Annotated in this window: 14 protein-coding genes; 10 read left to right on the forward strand and 4 right to left on the reverse strand. The window is 44.1% G+C overall.

Features of this window, described 5'->3' with window-relative positions:
* Window positions 1–237: 237 nt before the first annotated feature.
* The 3 genes from ONE56_RS07100 (at window position 238) to ONE56_RS07110 (ending at window position 3,218) form a co-directional block, all read left to right on the forward strand.
* Window positions 238–588 carry a hypothetical protein gene (locus ONE56_RS07100; RefSeq protein ID WP_041154373.1) on the forward strand — a complete coding sequence of 117 codons (351 nt, stop codon included), beginning with the start codon at window positions 238–240 and terminating at the stop codon, window positions 586–588.
* Between the two features lie 25 nt (window positions 589–613).
* Window positions 614–2,578, forward strand: a complete 1,965-nt coding sequence (locus tag ONE56_RS07105; protein ID WP_423839562.1) for an alkaline phosphatase D family protein — start codon at window positions 614–616, stop codon at window positions 2,576–2,578.
* A gap of 199 nt (window positions 2,579–2,777) precedes the next feature.
* Window positions 2,778–3,218 (forward strand): TerB family tellurite resistance protein, encoded by a 441-nt coding sequence (locus ONE56_RS07110; RefSeq protein ID WP_041154374.1) that lies wholly within the window; start codon window positions 2,778–2,780, stop codon window positions 3,216–3,218.
* Window positions 3,219–3,544: 326 nt separating this feature from the next.
* Here the strand turns inward: ONE56_RS07110 and ONE56_RS07115 are convergent, their stop codons facing one another.
* Window positions 3,545–4,075, reverse strand: coding sequence for an exonuclease domain-containing protein (locus tag ONE56_RS07115; RefSeq protein WP_423839563.1), 531 nt, complete (start codon window positions 4,073–4,075; stop codon window positions 3,545–3,547).
* 350 nt (window positions 4,076–4,425) lie between these two features.
* Between ONE56_RS07115 and ONE56_RS07120 the strand changes: the two genes are divergently transcribed.
* The 3 genes from ONE56_RS07120 to ONE56_RS07130 are packed head-to-tail and all read left to right on the forward strand — an operon-like array spanning window position 4,426 to window position 9,882.
* On the forward strand, window positions 4,426–5,058 hold the full coding sequence (locus tag ONE56_RS07120) for a DUF2760 domain-containing protein (protein ID WP_041154376.1): 633 nt from the start codon (window positions 4,426–4,428) through the stop codon (window positions 5,056–5,058).
* Window positions 5,058–7,010, forward strand: a complete 1,953-nt coding sequence (locus ONE56_RS07125) for an Hsp70 family protein (RefSeq protein ID WP_423839564.1) — start codon at window positions 5,058–5,060, stop codon at window positions 7,008–7,010. Before ONE56_RS07120 ends, ONE56_RS07125 begins: the two co-directional genes overlap by 1 nt.
* 58 nt (window positions 7,011–7,068) lie before the next feature.
* Window positions 7,069–9,882 (forward strand): Hsp70 family protein, encoded by a 2,814-nt coding sequence (locus tag ONE56_RS07130; RefSeq protein WP_423839565.1) that lies wholly within the window; start codon window positions 7,069–7,071, stop codon window positions 9,880–9,882.
* Window positions 9,883–9,991: 109 nt separating this feature from the next.
* On the opposite strand, the gene ONE56_RS07135 is transcribed toward ONE56_RS07130, so the two are convergent.
* Window positions 9,992–10,186, reverse strand: a complete 195-nt coding sequence (locus tag ONE56_RS07135) for a hypothetical protein (protein ID WP_005394200.1) — start codon at window positions 10,184–10,186, stop codon at window positions 9,992–9,994.
* Window positions 10,187–10,271: 85 nt separating this feature from the next.
* Between ONE56_RS07135 and ONE56_RS07140 the strand changes: the two genes are divergently transcribed.
* The 4 genes from ONE56_RS07140 (at window position 10,272) to ONE56_RS07155 (ending at window position 15,493) form a co-directional block, all read left to right on the forward strand.
* Window positions 10,272–10,958, forward strand: a complete 687-nt coding sequence (locus ONE56_RS07140; protein ID WP_423839566.1) for a DNA-3-methyladenine glycosylase I — start codon at window positions 10,272–10,274, stop codon at window positions 10,956–10,958.
* A gap of 280 nt (window positions 10,959–11,238) precedes the next feature.
* Window positions 11,239–12,978 carry an ABC transporter transmembrane domain-containing protein gene (locus tag ONE56_RS07145; protein ID WP_041154378.1) on the forward strand — a complete coding sequence of 580 codons (1,740 nt, stop codon included), beginning with the start codon at window positions 11,239–11,241 and terminating at the stop codon, window positions 12,976–12,978.
* Window positions 12,979–12,981: 3 nt separating this feature from the next.
* A complete protein-coding gene (locus ONE56_RS07150) occupies window positions 12,982–14,757 on the forward strand; it encodes an ABC transporter transmembrane domain-containing protein (protein ID WP_423839567.1) in 1,776 nt (591 codons plus the stop codon).
* 187 nt (window positions 14,758–14,944) lie between these two features.
* On the forward strand, window positions 14,945–15,493 hold the full coding sequence (locus ONE56_RS07155; protein WP_041154380.1) for a hypothetical protein: 549 nt from the start codon (window positions 14,945–14,947) through the stop codon (window positions 15,491–15,493).
* A 117-nt stretch (window positions 15,494–15,610) separates the two neighbouring features.
* On the opposite strand, the gene ONE56_RS07160 is transcribed toward ONE56_RS07155, so the two are convergent.
* Both ONE56_RS07160 and ONE56_RS07165 read right to left on the reverse strand, forming a co-directional pair.
* Window positions 15,611–15,823: a hypothetical protein gene (locus ONE56_RS07160; protein ID WP_041154381.1), complete on the reverse strand. Its 213-nt coding sequence runs from the start codon at window positions 15,821–15,823 to the stop codon at window positions 15,611–15,613.
* 311 nt (window positions 15,824–16,134) lie between these two features.
* Window positions 16,135–17,340: an aromatic amino acid transport family protein gene (locus tag ONE56_RS07165; RefSeq protein WP_423839568.1), complete on the reverse strand. Its 1,206-nt coding sequence runs from the start codon at window positions 17,338–17,340 to the stop codon at window positions 16,135–16,137.
* Window positions 17,341–17,351: the final 11 nt, after the last annotated feature.

A 17,351-nucleotide genomic window follows, 5' to 3' on the forward strand; every position in this document is an offset into this window, starting at 1 on the left:
ATGATGGTTGATAACCTAGCTCGGTACAAATCCGACCTTTGCACAAAGCGAGTGATTTCTCGTTCAAGCTCGGTACTATCACAACAAGTATTCACGGCTTGTTCAGAAAGAGGCGTCATCGTCAATTTTTTGATAAACGTAATTTTATCTAATGTTCTTTATTCATAAGCCGTTACAATAGTACACGTTGCAATCCAACGGTTACCTCAAAATCAACATAGACATAACGACGCACAAGTGAAAGCATCCGAACTCATTTCTATCCTCAACACTTTACCGCCTGAACACGATCCTGAAATAGTGATGGGAGAACAATGGCTGCCTGAACGGTTAGTCGAAACCCAACTCGATGGCGATTTGTTGTTTTTAAACTTTGATAATGCACCAGAAGATGAACAAGGAGAGGAAGAAGGCCGTGGCTTTGTTGAACACGAAATTGAGTTAATTCGTACTCGCTTACAACAAATTCTGGATGAAAATAGCGATAGCGCTTCCAAATCGGACGCGATCTTGGGAATATTTCTCATGGGTCATGAACTGAGTAGCTCACAAGTTATCGAAATCTTGGAAGAGTCAGAGACGCCATAGAACAACCATAGGATAAGGAGTCGCTTTGCCTGCACAGCCCAATATTAGTCGTTCCCCTAAACTTCCTTTGATCATCGCAGGTCCTATCCTACGTAAGGTAACGGCATCAGAAGTGAATATTTGGCTTGTCACGACTGAACCATTGCAAGGCAGTGTGGAAATAATCGACCTGCATTCTAAACAAACACATTACTCCGCTTCACTCGACCAGCATCAATCTCTACAAGTGGGTCAAAGAGCATGGGTTTCGCTACTGATGCTTACTGGAAGCTTTCCAACACAGCAGCCGCTTCGCTACCAACTTCATACCCAGCATGGATCACTTACAGAGCTATTACCCAATTTGAATTATGACCATGACGACAGTGCTTATCGCGGCGTCGAGTTTGTTATTAACGACAAAGCAGACTACGTACTACATGGCTCATGCAGAAATCCTCACCATTTTAGTGACGATACTCTGGTTGCAGCGGATACGAAAATTTCAAAGCAACAGGCTGAGTCCCGACCTAGCATGTTGATCATGAGCGGTGATCAGGTCTATACGGACCATGTTGCAGGCCCCACCCTGGATGCAATTGAGCAAGTAATCGATATCTTAGGTTTGCCGAGTGAAAAATTTGAACAGGCAGTTGTCGAGGACAGTACGTCACTTTATCAACACCCATTCCGTTTCTACGGACGTGATAAATTGCTACCACATTACATCGAGGAAGACCGCTTATTCAGTCGTTTTCTCCCAAAAAGGGAAATACCTATTTTCAGCGCAAAGCAATGCGAAAATCACCTAATCAGCTTTGCCGAATGTTTTGCGATGTATTTGCTTGTCTGGTCTCCTATCCTTTGGAAGCATGTAGAGCAAGATCGATTACTGAGGCGAAACTTCATCGTGGGTGGCCAACAGCTAGCCCCTAAGTGGCAAAAGCAATGGCGTGAAGAAAAAGTTCATATTGATAAATTCATTCAGGGTTTAGACAAAGTTCAACGTCTGCTGGCACATATTCCTACTTATATGATTTTCGATGATCATGATGTCACCGATGACTGGAACTTAACGATTGGCTGGGAACAAGCGGCTTACAACCACCCGTTTTCGAAAAGAATTATTGGCAACAGCCTGATTGCTTACTGGCTATGCCAAGGGTGGGGAAACGCGCCAGAGAAGTTTGGAGATGATTTCCTAAAACTTGCGAAGGAATTTTTAAATCTTGGAACAGAGAAAGCTCAAGATACATTCATTCAACACCTTTACCGCTTTGAAAACTGGCACTACACCATCCCAACATCTCCAAAAGTCGTTGTTCTCGACACCAGAACGCGCCGTTGGCGATCAGAGTCGAGAATGTACAAACCCTCAGGGTTGATGGATTGGGAAGCGCTAATCGAGTTCCATCAAGAGCTCGTTCATCAAGACAAAGTGATCATCGTTTCGGCAGCGCCGATGTTTGGTGTAAAGTTTATCGAAACCCTTCAACGCATATTTACCATTGCAAGACAGCCCTTGATGGTTGATGCAGAGAACTGGATGGCGCACCCAGGAAGTGCGAATACACTCATTAGCATTTTTACGCACACCAAGACACCAACCAATTTCGTTATATTGTCGGGAGATGTGCACTATTCGTTCGCTTATGATATTAAGCTGCGCTTTCGAAAAAATAGTCCTAATATCTATCAAATCACCTGCAGTGGAATAAAAAACCAGTTCCCAACCCGACTCCTCAACCTATGTGATGCACTTGATAGAATGCTGTATAGCCCCCGCTCTCCGCTAAACTGGTTCACAAAACGTAAGCGACTAAAAATCTATAAGAGAGCGCCCAGTACACATAACTTTTACCGACTGGTAAATCACAGCGCGATTGGTGAGTTACATCTGGATGAGAATGGAAAACCGAGTGATATTCGTATACTAACCAGTGATGGCGATGAAGTGTCCTTCCCTGCGACAAAGAGTGAAACAAGTGACGCTCCTGATCGTAGTACATAACGGGTAAAAATGTTCCCCCTTGTTTCCAACTATTGCACCTGCGTGAGGTTTGATCAATTGTTTGCCTCGATCGGTATAACGATTAGCTTCTAGCGGAAAACGTACCGAACGCAGGATTATTAAGTTATTAGGCGTTGGTCTTGAGATTCACCAGTCTCATGCCCATTTTAAAAACATAGACAACGACAAGGCGCTCAATATGTTTAACTCTCTCACCACCTTATTTAAACAACTTATCGACGGTTCAGACTTGAGTCAGATTAACACGGCTTCTCCAAATTTAGCGATCGCGTGTTTGCTCTGTGAGGTTTCTTCTGCGGACCATCAAGTAGATGAAAAAGAACACGAAACGATACGCTCATTGCTAGTAAAATTGCTTACATTAGATCAACAAGAAGCGGAATCGATCCTCAATCAAGCGCAAGCAAAAACGAAAGAGTCGGCTTCGTTGTACGATTTTACTTCACAACTGAGAGAGCTCTCTCAAGAAACCCGCTACGACCTGATCAAAAGTATGTGGGAAGTGGCGTACGCTGATGGGGAAATAGATCCACTCGAAGAAGCCGTAATTCGCAAAACGGCAGAGTTATTGTACGTGGATCACAGCGACTTTATTAGGGCAAAACTGCAGTCTCAATAACAACGTAACAAGGTCAGTCAACTAACAAGGACTAAGAGATAACATTAGTGTTGAGGCAGATAGAGGCTCTTGTTTTGATTTATGGATGTTCCTCAGAAGACCTTATTAGAAGCAAAAGCCAAGAACAAATATATCAGAATAATCAAAAAAGAAAAACGCGCTATTCAGCGCGTTTTAATCTAAAGCCATTTTGATTATTTTCGTCAAGCCAATGACAGTTATTAGTGTCTAATGTTTGATACAAGTTAAGCATATAGACGGCTTACTGTGTAAACACTCGGTAAAACTCATGTCATTGGTTTTAATAACCGGAAGCGGGATCACATTTAAAGCATGGTAAGTGCGAGTTTCGCTAAGTTATAGGCATCCACATACCCGGAGTGCTGTCGTCCTTCCCAATCAATGCCTTTTGCTTCTTGTGCAGCACGATGACCAATACGCTTATCTTTAAGACGGTTTTGAACTCGATAAAGTGTTGCTAAGTTGATAAATTCGCTAAACGGTGCGTCGATCCCCTTTTGCTGACACTCTTTGAGTAAAATCAAATCATCTCGTCCCCATGAAGCGTATATCTTATTACGGCCACCGAAGTTCTTAACCATCGATTTCAGTACTTCTTCCAGAGGCCGTCCCTGCTTCTCGATTTTTCGTGGTGTAATCCCTGTGAGTTCTGCACAAAACAAGGACACTTCATCATGTTCCGGCTTAACGTAGTACTGCGCTCGTTTAACGATCTCGCCTTTAGACAAATCTATTTCAGCTAACCCTACTTCGATGATCTCTCCTGTACGGCCAACGCCATTTTCGCTCCAGCAACACATTTCTAAATCGAAGCATACGATACGGTTATGGTTCATCGTTTGTCGTAGTTCCTAATATAAATTTGAAAGCGTGCAATACTACCGCAACGATATAAAAAACTCGAATTTACCCGATGATTAAATCACCGATTAACCGGGGGATCAGCGGAATCGCACAATATTGTTCAACAAACAATCAGGAATAACTTCTCATAGTTGCTTCAATCGTCGATTTTTCATCCGCTTCGAGCGCTATTATGATGAATTATTACAGCGTTAAGCCTTGAATATGCTAACATCCACCATCATTTTAGTGTCTAAACTTGGTGCAAGATCGCAAAGACGATCATTTCAAAGCTATGAGCCAATACTGAGCACCATAAAATTAATTAAAGAGAATAAATGTCATGAACATTGATTTGAACCTAATTCCTCAAACGTTTGATATGCTCCACGCTGGTCTGGCAGCATCGAGCGTTTTACTTCTTTTGGTTGCCGTTTCTCGTAAATCTAAGGTAGTGGAGAAAGTCGTCGAAAAGCCTGTCGAAAAAATTGTAGAGGTTGAAAAGCCTGTTGAAAAAATTGTTGAAGTCGAGAAAGTCGTTGAAGTTGAAAAAGTGGTAGAAAAAGTGGTAGAGGTTGAATCCAAGCTTGCTACCGCGTCTACAGATTCTGCTATGCAACTGCTGTCTATCATGCAGCAAGAAGCGCGTTTAATCGACTTTCTACAAGAAGACCTAACCTCATTCTCTGATGACGAAGTGGGTGCAGCGGCTCGCGTTATTCACACTGGTGGTCAGAAAGTATTAAAAGACTATGTAACCCTTGCTCATATCCGTAACGAAGATGAAGAAACTCGCATCACTGTTGAAGAAGGCTTCAACCCACAAGAAATTCGCCTAACAGGCAATGTGACCGGTAGTGCTCCTTTCAATGGCACTCTGGTACATAAAGGCTGGAAGGCAACGGCAATGAACCTGCCAAAGCTATCTGAAAACTACGATGCGTCTATCATTGCACCAGCAGAGGTTGAGTTGTAATGGAACACATGAATCAAGAAACCACTTCTCAAGAGCAGCCATCGGCAAAATTTAGTGTCGGTATCGATTTGGGCACCACGCACTGTGTTATCTCGTTTGTTGATACTCAGAATGAAGATGCTCGTGTTGAAGTCATGCCTATCCCGCAACTTACTGCGCCAGGTACGGTAGAAACTCGTAGCCAACTCGGCTCGTTTCTTTACCAGCCACACGAACATGAAATGAACCCACAATCTCGCGTTCTGCCTTGGTCTAGTGAACCCAAAGCTCTGGTGGGTGCTATTGCACGTAACTTGGGCGCTAAAACGCCAATCCGCCTGATTGCGAGTGCTAAATCTTGGTTGTGTCACGGTGGTGTAAACCGTCGTGAAGCATTTCTACCTGCTGGAAGCCCTGAGGAAGTAGAAAAAGTCTCCCCGCTTCGTGCAACAGAGCTTTACCTTGAGCACCTCAAAGAAGCATGGGACCACACACACCCAAACCATCAGCTTGCAGATCAAGATGTGACCATTACGGTTCCTGCATCGTTCGATCCTGCAGCACGCGACCTAACCGCTGAAGCGGCCCGCAACGTCGGTTTTGTCAATCTGACTCTTTTGGAAGAACCTCAAGCGGCACTTTACAATTGGATCGATAACAGTGAAGACAAATGGCGCGACGAGGTTGAAGTTGGCGACATCGTTTTGGTTGTCGATATTGGTGGTGGTACTACGGACCTTTCTTTGGTCGAAGTAACAGAAGATGAAGGCAACCTAACACTCAACCGTATCGCAGTAGGTGAACACATCCTACTTGGCGGTGACAACATGGATCTCGCCCTTGCCTACCGCTTGAAGATGAAACTGGCGCAAGAAGGCAAAGAACTGCAACCTTGGCAAGTTCAGGCGATGACGCACGCATGCCGTGACGCAAAAGAAGCACTATTAAACGACAGCGAACTTCAGTCAGTGCCAATCGTGGTACCAAGCCGTGGCTCTAAACTGCTTGGCGCAACGCTGAAAACAGAACTGACTCAACAAGAAGTACAGCAAACACTGGTTGATGGTTTCTTCCCACAAGTGACGATTAGCGATCACCCTGTTCAACGTAACCGTGGTGCACTGACGCAAATGGGTCTACCTTACGCGCAAGATGCAGGCATCACTCGTCACATTGCCGCGTTCTTGTCTAAACAAGCAAACGCGCTTTCTGCTTCAGGAAATGACAGCGCAGAATCAGCAGCTCAAGACTTTAACCCGTTCGCGAACATGCCTGGTATGCCAGGTGCGGAAGCAGCGCAATCGGCTGACTTTATAAAACCGACTGCGATCCTATTCAACGGTGGTGTTCTGAAATCAACACTGCTCGCAACGCGCTTAGAAGACACCATCAATGAGTGGTTGATTGAAGCCGACACTGAAATGGCTAAACGTCTTACAGGTGTCGATTTGGATCTTGCAGTTGCTAGCGGCGCAGCCTACTACGGTGCGGTCCGCCATGGTCAGGGGGTACGTATTCGTGGTGGTATTGCTTCGGCATACTACGTAGGAATCGAAAGTGCGATGCCTGCAATTCCTGGAATGGCCCCTCCGATGGAAGCGCTTTGTGTTGCACCATTTGGTATGGAAGAAGGATCAAGCGTTGATGTCCCTAGCCAACAGTTCGGTTTGATCATCGGCCAGCCCGTTAACTTCCAGTTCTTTGGTTCAACCGTTCGCCGTGATGACCTTGCTGGTACACATTTAGATTACTGGGCACCAGAGGAACTTGAAGAGCTGCCGGAAATTCAAGTTACCCTGCCTGTATCTGAAGGTCGAAGCGAAGGCGAAGTGGTTCCTGTAACCCTTGCTTCTCGCGTGACAGAGCTAGGTACGCTTTATCTCGAGGCTATTGCCGCTGATAACGGCCAAAAGTGGCATGTAGAATTTGATGTACGTGACGACGCAAAAAGCGACGCAAACGAAGAATACTAAGTAGCAATGACAAAACGGCATCCAATTGGGTGCCGTTTTCAAATACACGAAGGTTTGTATGGCATCTCCTTGTTTCCTTGTTGGTATTGACTTAGGCACCACAAACACTGTGGTGGCATATTGTGAAATCACCGACAACCTTGAACAGTCTGAAGTTTCCCTATTTGATATTGACCAGCTTATTGGTCCGGGCGAAGTGGTTCGTAAGGCACTGCTACCCTCTTTCCGCTACCATCCAGCTGAAGGACAAATATCACCGTCTGATTTAACGCTTCCATGGGACAACCAACCCGTACCTGGCGATATTAACAACGTTATTGTCGGTGAATGGGCGCGAGAATTAGGTGCGAAAGTCGAAGGTCGTCAGGTATCCAGTGCCAAAAGCTGGCTATCACATCAAGCGGTGGACCGCAGTTCCGATATACTCCCTTGGGCCGGCGCACAGGACGTTGATAAAGTCTCGCCTGTGATTGCGAGTGCCAGTTACCTCAATCACATTCGTCAAGCCTGGAACTACCGTCACCCAAGCAATAAACTGGAAGATCAAGAAGTGGTCGTTACGGTACCAGCATCGTTTGACGAGACAGCGCGTAAGCTCACTTTAGAGGCGGCCGAACTGGCTGGCTTGACGAAAATTGTCTTACTCGAAGAGCCACAAGCCGTATGTTACGACTGGTATGCACGCCACCAACAAACTGCCTCAGAAGAACTCAAAGAATTACCCTTAATTCTTGTGTGCGATGTGGGTGGTGGTACGACCGACTTAAGTTTGATTGAAGCAAAATTTGGCGGTTCAAGTGAAGAGCTTGCTTTGGATCGTATTGGTGTTGGCGAGCATTTAATGTTGGGCGGTGACAACCTAGACTTAGCATTAGCCCACTTAGCTGAAAACCGTTTTAATCAGAGTAAAAAGCTCACAGCAGCAAGTTTAACCAAGTTAATTCAGCAAACTCGTAAAGCGAAAGAAAGCTTGCTTTCTGCAAGTGCCCCCGATGACGTAAAAATCACCATGCTTGGTAGTGGTTCTAAACTGCTTGGAGGGACCAAGAGTATTTCTCTAAGCAAACAAGAAGTTCATCAAATTGCGCTGGACGGTTTTTTCCCGCTGTCAGAGTTTGGCGAAGTCCCTGATAAACGCCGCAGTGCGGTGGTAGAATTTGGTCTTCCTTACGTCGCTGATCCAGCAGTAAGTAAACACGTCGCTGAATTTTTAACTCAGCATCAGCAAGTCTCACGTGCCGCCCTTGGCATAGATGATGAGCAACAAAATGCCATTCCAGTCGGTATTCTGTTGAACGGTGGTGTGTTTAATAGTGACCTTGTTACAGAGCGCGTAACTACTTTGCTCTCCAATTGGCGTGGTGCGCCAGTTACGGTACTCGATAATCCTCATCCAGATTGGTCTGTAGCTCTCGGCGCCGTCGCGTTTGGTAAAGCAAGACGCGGCGCGCAACTTAAAATTGGTGGTGGTGCTGCCCGCTCCTATTTCTTGCATCTGCAAGAAAAAAACAAAATGGGTAAAGCACTGTGCTTACTCGCAAAAGGAACCGAAGAAGGACATGAAATTCGCTTAAGTGGTCGTCGCTTTTCCCTAACGTTAGGCGAGCCTGTTCGTTTCAACTTACTGACCTCAACGCACGATACCTTAACGAATAACACCACGATTCAAAATGGTGTCATCGCCGAGGTAGACCCTGACTTATTCACCCCCCTCCCACCATACATTACCACTCTCGAGGGTGAAGGTGCGGCGCTGCATGCTAACCAAAAAGAGCGAGTAGAAGTACAGCTTGCCTGTCAGTTGACCGAAGTCGGCACGTTGAAAATGGAGTGTGTCCGCGCAGACGATGACAGTAAGCGCTGGGCGTTAGAGTTCGAAGTTCGCAATAAACAAGTAGATGAAACCGAGGAAGTGCAACTTCACCCAAGGTTGAACGAATGTAAAGCGTTGATTGCTCGTCTGTATAGCGGCAACAAAAAGAGTGCAGATAGCAAAGAGATTAAAACCTTAGCGAAGGATCTTGAAAAGAAACTCGGCAAACGCGATGAATGGGACTTTACTACGCTCCGTCAATTGTTTGATGCATTTTCGCAAGGACGAAAGCGTCGTCGTCGCTCTGAACCACACGAAAAGAATTGGCTACGACTGTCTGGGTTTGCACTACGACCAGGTTTTGGAGATGCAACGGATTCATGGCGAATCGAACAAGTGTGGAGCCTGTATCAACAAGGCATTCAATTTAAGAATCATCAAGGCTGGACGGATTGGTGGGTATTCTGGCGCCGCATTGCGGGCGGTTTAAACCAAGAACAACAAGAAACAATACTTGCCGATATCGCTAAATATTTACATCCAGGTGCGATGAAGAACCCGCAGTCAGCAAAAGCGGCGCAAGACATGGGTTATGAAGCCATGGTTCGTCTCTCTGCCTCTTTAGAAAACCTTGAAGTGGAAGATAAAGTGCTACTGGCAACTTGGTTCTTGAGTAAAGCCATCAACCATAATCAATTCCAACAGGCGCACTGGTGGGCTATGGGTCGTCTTGCGTCTCGCACGCCACTTTATGGCAGTCAACACAACGTAATTCCACGTGAACAAGCTGAGCAGTGGCTTCCCAAATTGCTCGATCAAAACTGGCAAAAAGAACCAATGATCGCGTTTGCCGCTGTCATGATCTGCCGTAAAACGGGAGACCGATTGTTTGATATTTCTGATGATTTTAGACAACAAGTTCTAGCCAAGCTTAAACAGAGCAAAGTGCCAGAGTCTTGGGTGTCTTTGGTTGAAGAAGTAAAAGAACTCTCGGAAAGCGAATCAAAACGCGTATTTGGTGATGCGCTACCAAGTGGTTTAACGCTGGTCCATCATTAACTACGTAATCCTAGTCGTCAATTACGTAATCCCATTCTTTGCAAGATTAGAGACGCTCTGACTTACACAGCCCTTCACATCGAAGGGCTGTGTTTTATCTAAAAAGACATCAATTCATCTCTGTCGTAATGACCACATCTCGCGTTTCGTTATCCATATCACTAATGCCCACCACAGACACTTCACGATCGGATAGCGTTTCGATCAAGCTATCTTCTAAACCACCATCGGCTAACCAAGTATAAAATTTATCTGCGATGCGTTCGGAACCTTCGCCAACAAACGTTAATGTGACCTTTTTCATGAGTGGCACCCCATTAATTTACGATTCAGCCACTTAAGCGTAGTATGTTTGCTAAACATAAACAGCAAACAACGTAGAATTATTTATGACCATTGAAAAATTTGATGCTATTTATCAGCGTGCTGCAGAACGTAAAGGAGGAGAAAACCAGCTGGAACAGTTGATCTCTCACCCACTAAGTAAATCTGAATTGGCAAAGATTACAGACGATCGCTGGCTGGCCGCCTTCTCGATGAAAGTATTTCAAAGTGGCATTTCTTGGAGAGTCGTTCGTAACAAATGGCCAAATTTTGAAGAAGTCTTTTTTGGATTCAAAATTGAACCCTTACTGATGCTTTCAGACGAACAATGGGAAACCAAAGCAACGGACAAGCGCATCATCCGCCACCTTAAGAAAGTCATGTCTATCCCAGCTAACGCCCGCATGATTCACGAAGCTCAGCTTGAACATGGGTCATTTAGCAATATGGTCGCAAACTGGCCTCAAGATAATATCACAGGTCTGTGGAGCTACCTTAAAAAGCACGGTAATCGCCTAGGAGGCAATACAGGCCCTTACACACTGCGTCAAATGGGCGTTGACACGTTCATCCTTTCTAACGACGTAGAGGCTTATTTACGTAACTATAAAATCATCGAAGGCGGTAAAGATACGAAGAAATCTCTGGATGCTGCAAACAAAGCGTTCCTTCAGTGGCAACAAGAAAGTGTCAGAAGCCTCTCTGAAATCAGCCAGATCATTGCCTTTAGTACTGGCAATAACCGAATGTAAACAGAGCTTTAATATCAGGGGGAGCAATACCTCTCCCCTATCCTTCACAAGTTGTACGAGTATCCACTTTCACTGCCAAACTTATCCGTTAACATAGTTTTCACATAATATTGTTTAACCACACGCCAACAGACAGAACTGTAACATTTCGACAGAGCGGAGATTCAAAACTGGTACAATCTACCGTTTTTTAAAATTGTGCATTATTTGAGCTTGTAAACTATCCATTTAGATTAATAATAGTTCCATAAAAAATTCAGTATGTTAAGTCGGGGGCGTGATGAAAATCTTCTGGGAATTACGTTGGTATTTCCAACAAAAGTGGAAACATTACGTTGGCTCGATTGTTCTTCTAGCACTGATTTCTCTTCTCCAGCTAGTTCCCCCAAAAGCAGTCGGCATTATTGTTGATGGTGTTGTTGATAACACTTTAGATACAAACACATTAGTCCTTTGGTTGTTTGGGTTAGCCCTTCTGGCTTTCATTATTTATGGATGTCGAATTCTTTGGCGTATTTGGCTGTTTGGTGCCAGTTGGGAACTGGGGACCATTCTACGCAATAAGCTCTATCGACACCTCTCCTCTCAACCTCCTCGATTCTTCGAACGTTATAAAACTGGCGATTTGATGGCACGCGGAACTAACGATGTACGCAACATTGTTACGACAGCTGGTGAAGGTGTACTGACTGCCGCTGATTCCTTAATTACTGGGATCGCAGTGTTCATTATCATGGTTACCCAAATCAGCTGGAAACTAACTTTAATGGCATTACTCCCAATGCCTTTTCTTGCCATTGTTATTTTCTATATCGTACGTATTCTCCACTTGCGTTTTCGCACGGCTCAGGAAGCCTTTTCTACCATGTCTGACATGACACAAGAATCACTCAACGGCGTTCGCATGTTGAGAGCCTTTGGCTTAGAAGAGCAAGAACAAAAACGTTTTGAAGAAGTTGTTGAAGATACTGGCGATAAAAATATCGCGGTAGCCAGAGTAGATGCACGCTTCGATCCCGCCATTCAATTAACGATTGGTCTTTCCTTTTTACTCAGTATCGCTTCGGGAGCCTATCTTGTTGATAAAGGAGAAATAACGCTAGGCGATTTAACGGCATTTAATATGTACCTCGGGTTAATGATTTGGCCCATGCTCGCGTTCGCCTTCTTGTTCAACATTCTCGAGCGAGGATCAGCAGCATGGAATCGCTTACAAGAGATTTTTGATGAGAAGCCAGAAATTGTCAGTGGTGATATACCATTAGAAAGTAAACCACTTCCCCTCAACATCAACATTGATGAATTTCATTGGTCAAAGGATTTACCACCCGCCCTTGTCGATGTCGATATCTGCTTAGAACCGGGACAGATGTTGGGAATAGCCGGACCTGTTGGGAGTGGTAAATCCACCTTACTCACACTGCTTTTAAGGCAACATGAATTAGAGAAAGGTAATATAAAACTTGGCGATGTTGATATCAAAGAAGCTAAGCTGACTGAGTGGCGACAACGCTTTGCGGTGGTCAATCAGACACCATTTCTCTTTTCTACGTCTATTTTCGACAATATCGCACTAGGCAATCCGAGCGCCAACAAAGAGCAAGTTTATGAGGCAGCAAAACTGGCATGCGTTCATGAAGATATCGAGAAATTTCCAGAAGGTTATCAAACTGAAGTTGGTGAAAAAGGTATCACACTCTCCGGTGGTCAAAAGCAGAGAATTGCAATAGCACGAGCAATGTTACTTAATGCTCAAATTCTGGTTCTGGACGATGCTCTGTCAGCAGTAGATGGGAGAACGGAACACCAAATTTTGCAAAACCTTGAAACTCATTATCGCGATCAAGCGTTAATCGTTATTGCACACCGATTAACGGCATTAGAAGCGGCAGATGAAATCATTGTGTTGAATCAAGGAAATGTCATCGAACGTGGCCCTCATTATTCATTACTTGCCCACCAAGGTTGGTATGCAGAAATGTTCCAATACCAGAAACTTGAACAGGCAATGGAGGAGTAATAGATGAAACAAAGCAGCACATTTAAGCGGTTACTTTCTTATCCATTGTCACAACCCAAACCCATGTTTAAAGGGTTTTGCTTACTGTTTATCGCTGCGTTAGCAAGTGCCAGTGGTCCATGGCTGATTCAATATTTTATCGATGAACACATCGCGAAAGGCGAATACGGGCAAAATGTATTGATTCCTCTGGTTGCTGGCTATCTGCTCCTTCAAATCATTGCCGCCGTATTTCAATATCTTCAATCATTACAGTTTAGTATTGTAGCGGCAAATACGATAAAAATGATTCGTAAGCAGGTTTTCTCCGGTGTCATCAAACAGCCGCTGTCGGCTTTTGATTATACCCCTGCGGGCAAGCTTGTTTCTCGAATCACCAACGATACCGAGTCCCTTCAACAGTTTTATGAGTTACTCATTGCCACTGTGGTAAAAAACACCGTTATGATTTTAGTTATGCTGGGTGTGATGTCCCTGATGAGCTGGAAACTCACGCTTGTTGTTCTTGTGTTGCTTCCAGTCGTTATCGGCTTTATGTGCCTATTCAAAATATTAAGTACCCAAAGTTATCGAAAAATGCGGGATTTACTCACCGACATTAACGCCAACTTAAGCGAATCTATTCAAGGTATGAGTGTGATTCAGTTAATGCGGCAGGAAGAGCGTTTTAATAAGCAGTTTAACGATCTGACAGCAGAGCATTTAGTCGCTTCCAAGCAAGTGATTCGTTTGAACGGCTATTTACTGCGACCGCTAATGGATCTACTTGCAGGAATTGCACTGCTTTGTTTGGTCGCAATTTTTGGCTTCAACGGGGTCGAGTTGATTGGTGTGGGTGTGCTATACGCCTTTATCAGCTACCTAGCTCGTGTAACCGAACCTTTGATCGAAATGACGCAACAACTCGCCCTACTCCAGCAAGCTTTAGTTTCTAGTGAGCGAGTATTCGAACTTATCGACGCAAACGAACAAACCTATGGTCAAGACGCTCAGCCGTTGCAAACAGGACGTATAGAAATCAATAACCTCACCTTTAGTTATGACGGTAAGCAGAACGTCCTCAACAACCTATCCTTGTCGGCAAACCATCAGGACTTTATTGCTTTAGTCGGACACACTGGTAGCGGGAAAAGCACCTTAGCGTCGCTGTTAATGGGTTTCTATCCAACGAAAACGGGTGTGTTAAAGATTGATGACCGCCCGATAAATATGCTGAGTAAAGAGGTTCTGCGTAAAGATGTCGCCATGGTCCAGCAGGATCCTCACATCCTTCCAACATCAGTACGAGAAAACGTCTCGTTAAACCGAGATGTCAACGATTCACAAGTTTGGGATGCGTTAGATAAGGTGGGTTTGTCTGACCAAATACGCCGTTACCCAAATGGCTTAGACACTCAGTTAGGTCAAGGTGAAACTAACCTTTCATCTGGCCAGAAGCAACTACTGGCTCTCGCTCGCGTTTTGGTTGCGAAACCGAAGATCTTAATTCTGGATGAAGCGACCGCGAATATTGACTCTGGGACAGAAGCTTTAATTCAGAGTAGTCTTAAAGTACTTCGCCAAAACATGACCTTAGTCGTTATCGCTCATCGTCTCTCAACAATATTAGATGCAGACCAAATCGTGGTGCTCCATCATGGTGATTTAGTTGAGAAAGGCACGCATAAAACGCTACTGCAACAAAATGGGCGATATGCCCAAATGTACCAATTGCAGCAAGCAAATAGACAACTAAGGCAACTAGAGTCAGAGACAAAGCCGTTAGAAGAAGCCGTTTAATCTACCCATTCGCACAGACGAACACCTGCAAGTCACATTGCGGGTGTTTTCTCAACATTTATTGATATAATCCCTCGCTATCTAGCCCAAGGTCGTTGTAGAATCACATCGAACTTCAGCTCAACGCCTACTATATTCTCATGAGCTGATTACCTGATACTGCATATTAATCTCATGAACAAAGTCCATGGATAAAGATAAGTTTACTAACATCTACCGTTTGCCTGGCTCAATTCAAATACGCATCGGCAAGTGGCAAAAAACGTTTCGCGGCACCTCTGATTTAGTTTTGCATCAGGCGTTGATGGAGCGTAACAAACAATTTAAGAAACCAGACTTCCTTCCTAAGGGCTGGTGTATTAAACCCATTGATGAAAAAGATATTACTATTACCCATCATGGCAAATACATCCAAACTGTCATGCGTACAATGCTAGACAGAAAAGTATCCTATAAACGACTTTTTCTTTCTCGTATGAATGAAGAACAAGGCGAAAAAGTACTTCATAGCTACAAGCAGGAATGGGTACGTAAACATAATCAGATCGCGAAAAAATATAACCAAATAAAGAAAAAGCAGTTTTTGAACTTAGCCAGAGAAGAAGAGGAAACGCTTTACCCTTCGATTGAAAAAGGCGAATTTGATAAAACACTGTGGAATAAACTTGTGGTATCCGCATTTGGTCCACAAAAGAAATACAAAAACCCCCACTACGTTCGCAAAGCCGACTTCTAACTTTTATCGCAGAAGCCTCTATATACATAAGCTTTTAGATAACAACTTTTCCCAAAGCGTAAGCGGTCCGAGTTGATATAGGCTCCATGAGTGAGTTAGGAGCCTAACAATCCAATATTAATGTCGAGCGTCCACACCAAACTCACTGTCTTTATAGATATCCGCTAGTGATTTCTTCTTATCTTTAGCTGTACGCGTCTTCTTAGGTTGATAATGATATTCTTGCTCTTCCAATGCTTGTTCGTGCTCTTTTGCAGATTGAACAAATTCTGAATTCGCAAGCGCTTGTTGGCGTAAGCGGTTTACTCTCTCAAGGGTTTCCCACAACATACATCACCTCCAAACTTCATTGACATAGTACTGTATATAACAACAGTATTATTTAAAGATTCCTCCACGTCAACTTATTCGCTCAATCTTTGTACTAATGAAAAAACGCTATCTTAAACAGGTTAGAAATACCGATGTTAATAGAGCCACCATTCTCTACTTTATTTTTCTTAACTTACAACATAAGTATATGAACAAAATAAGAATTCCGCTAATTTCTTACAAAACAGTAAGCAAAATTTGAGTAAAAAAAAGCCAACGAGCAGAACTCGTTGGCTTTCAATGTTAACTGGCGTTGACCATTAACCTCATCAACCTAAAGCAGGTAATACTCCTAGAGTTATTAGCACCTGTGCCATAACAATGCCTACACCAGCGATACCGGTGAGAATCAGTGCCCCATGTCCACCAGCAACACGATAATCAGCCTCAAACTCACTTGAACGTCGGACTTTAACCACCATGACTAAGGGCAGAAAAATCGCCAGGATTGCCAACGCTATCGCTGCATAACCTAATGCCATAATGAACCCTTGAGGGTAAAACAAGGCAAACCCCAACGGCGGTGTGAAGGTAATCAAAGCCGCCAATACGCGATTTGGTTTTTCATTTTTACCTTTAATCGTATCGCCCAAAAACTCGAATAAACCTAGACTCACACCGAGGAAAGACGTCAATAGTGCCAAATCAGCAAACACACCAACAATACTTCCAAGGTTCGATTGATGTACCGTTTGCGATAGCTGACCAATCAGCGCACTTAAACCACCGTTTTCGATCAACGTGTTTTGGCTAACTACGCCTAAAGTAACAATCTGCCAAAAGATATAAATGACGAGTGGAATCGTAGAGCCGACAATAACGGCTTTTCGTAAAGATGATGTATCACCATCTAAATAATTAACGATTGCAGGAATGCTTCCATGAAAGCCGAAGGATGTAAAAATAACAGGGATAGAGGCAACGATTAAGCCTTGTTCAATAGGCATGCTTAATAGGTAGGACTCTGTTACGTTGGGCGCTAAGAAAAACAAGACGGCGACCATCGCGGCAAGTTTCATCGCAAAGAGCACGCGATTCACTTTATCTACCGTACCCGTCCCAATCGTCACGACCAACGTCACGAGCAGAGTAAAAATTATCGTCGCTGTAGGTCCGGAGATATCAAACGCAAACCATTCTAACAAACGGTCACCAAATTGCGCCCCGCCACCAGCAATGTATGCTGCACACAGAGAATAAAAAAGAAATAGCATCGCGAAACTGGCTACCCACTTTCCTTTTTGCCCCAAAATTTGCTTAGCTAAGGTGTGTAATGTCGCACTGCTATCTGCATACTGGTGTAGCTCAAGCATAAGAAGAGCGGTAAACGCCATTAATGCCCATAAGCTAAACATAATGGCGAGGGAGGTAGAAAAACCAATGCCAGCAGAGGCCAGAGGAAGAGCCAACATACCGGCCCCAATTGTAGTTCCTGCAATAATGAGGGTACTACCAAACACTTTAGATCGACTCATGTATATTTATC

It is taken from the genome of Vibrio mytili, from assembly GCF_049563345.1.
Lineage (GTDB): Bacteria > Pseudomonadota > Gammaproteobacteria > Enterobacterales > Vibrionaceae > Vibrio > Vibrio mytili.

Coding starts and splice junctions, on each gene's coding strand:
- ONE56_RS07110 (WP_041154374.1), top strand. CDS start 2,778: ATGTTTAACTCTCTCACCACCTTATTTAAACAACTTATCGACGGTTCA.
- ONE56_RS07115 (WP_423839563.1), bottom strand. CDS start 4,075: ATGAACCATAACCGTATCGTATGCTTCGATTTAGAAATGTGTTGCTGG.
- ONE56_RS07120 (WP_041154376.1), top strand. CDS start 4,426: ATGAACATTGATTTGAACCTAATTCCTCAAACGTTTGATATGCTCCAC.
- ONE56_RS07125 (WP_423839564.1), top strand. CDS start 5,058: ATGGAACACATGAATCAAGAAACCACTTCTCAAGAGCAGCCATCGGCA.
- ONE56_RS07130 (WP_423839565.1), top strand. CDS start 7,069: ATGGCATCTCCTTGTTTCCTTGTTGGTATTGACTTAGGCACCACAAAC.
- ONE56_RS07135 (WP_005394200.1), bottom strand. CDS start 10,186: ATGAAAAAGGTCACATTAACGTTTGTTGGCGAAGGTTCCGAACGCATC.
- ONE56_RS07140 (WP_423839566.1), top strand. CDS start 10,272: ATGACCATTGAAAAATTTGATGCTATTTATCAGCGTGCTGCAGAACGT.
- ONE56_RS07145 (WP_041154378.1), top strand. CDS start 11,239: ATGAAAATCTTCTGGGAATTACGTTGGTATTTCCAACAAAAGTGGAAA.
- ONE56_RS07150 (WP_423839567.1), top strand. CDS start 12,982: ATGAAACAAAGCAGCACATTTAAGCGGTTACTTTCTTATCCATTGTCA.
- ONE56_RS07155 (WP_041154380.1), top strand. CDS start 14,945: ATGGATAAAGATAAGTTTACTAACATCTACCGTTTGCCTGGCTCAATT.
- ONE56_RS07160 (WP_041154381.1), bottom strand. CDS start 15,823: ATGTTGTGGGAAACCCTTGAGAGAGTAAACCGCTTACGCCAACAAGCG.
- ONE56_RS07165 (WP_423839568.1), bottom strand. CDS start 17,340: ATGAGTCGATCTAAAGTGTTTGGTAGTACCCTCATTATTGCAGGAACT.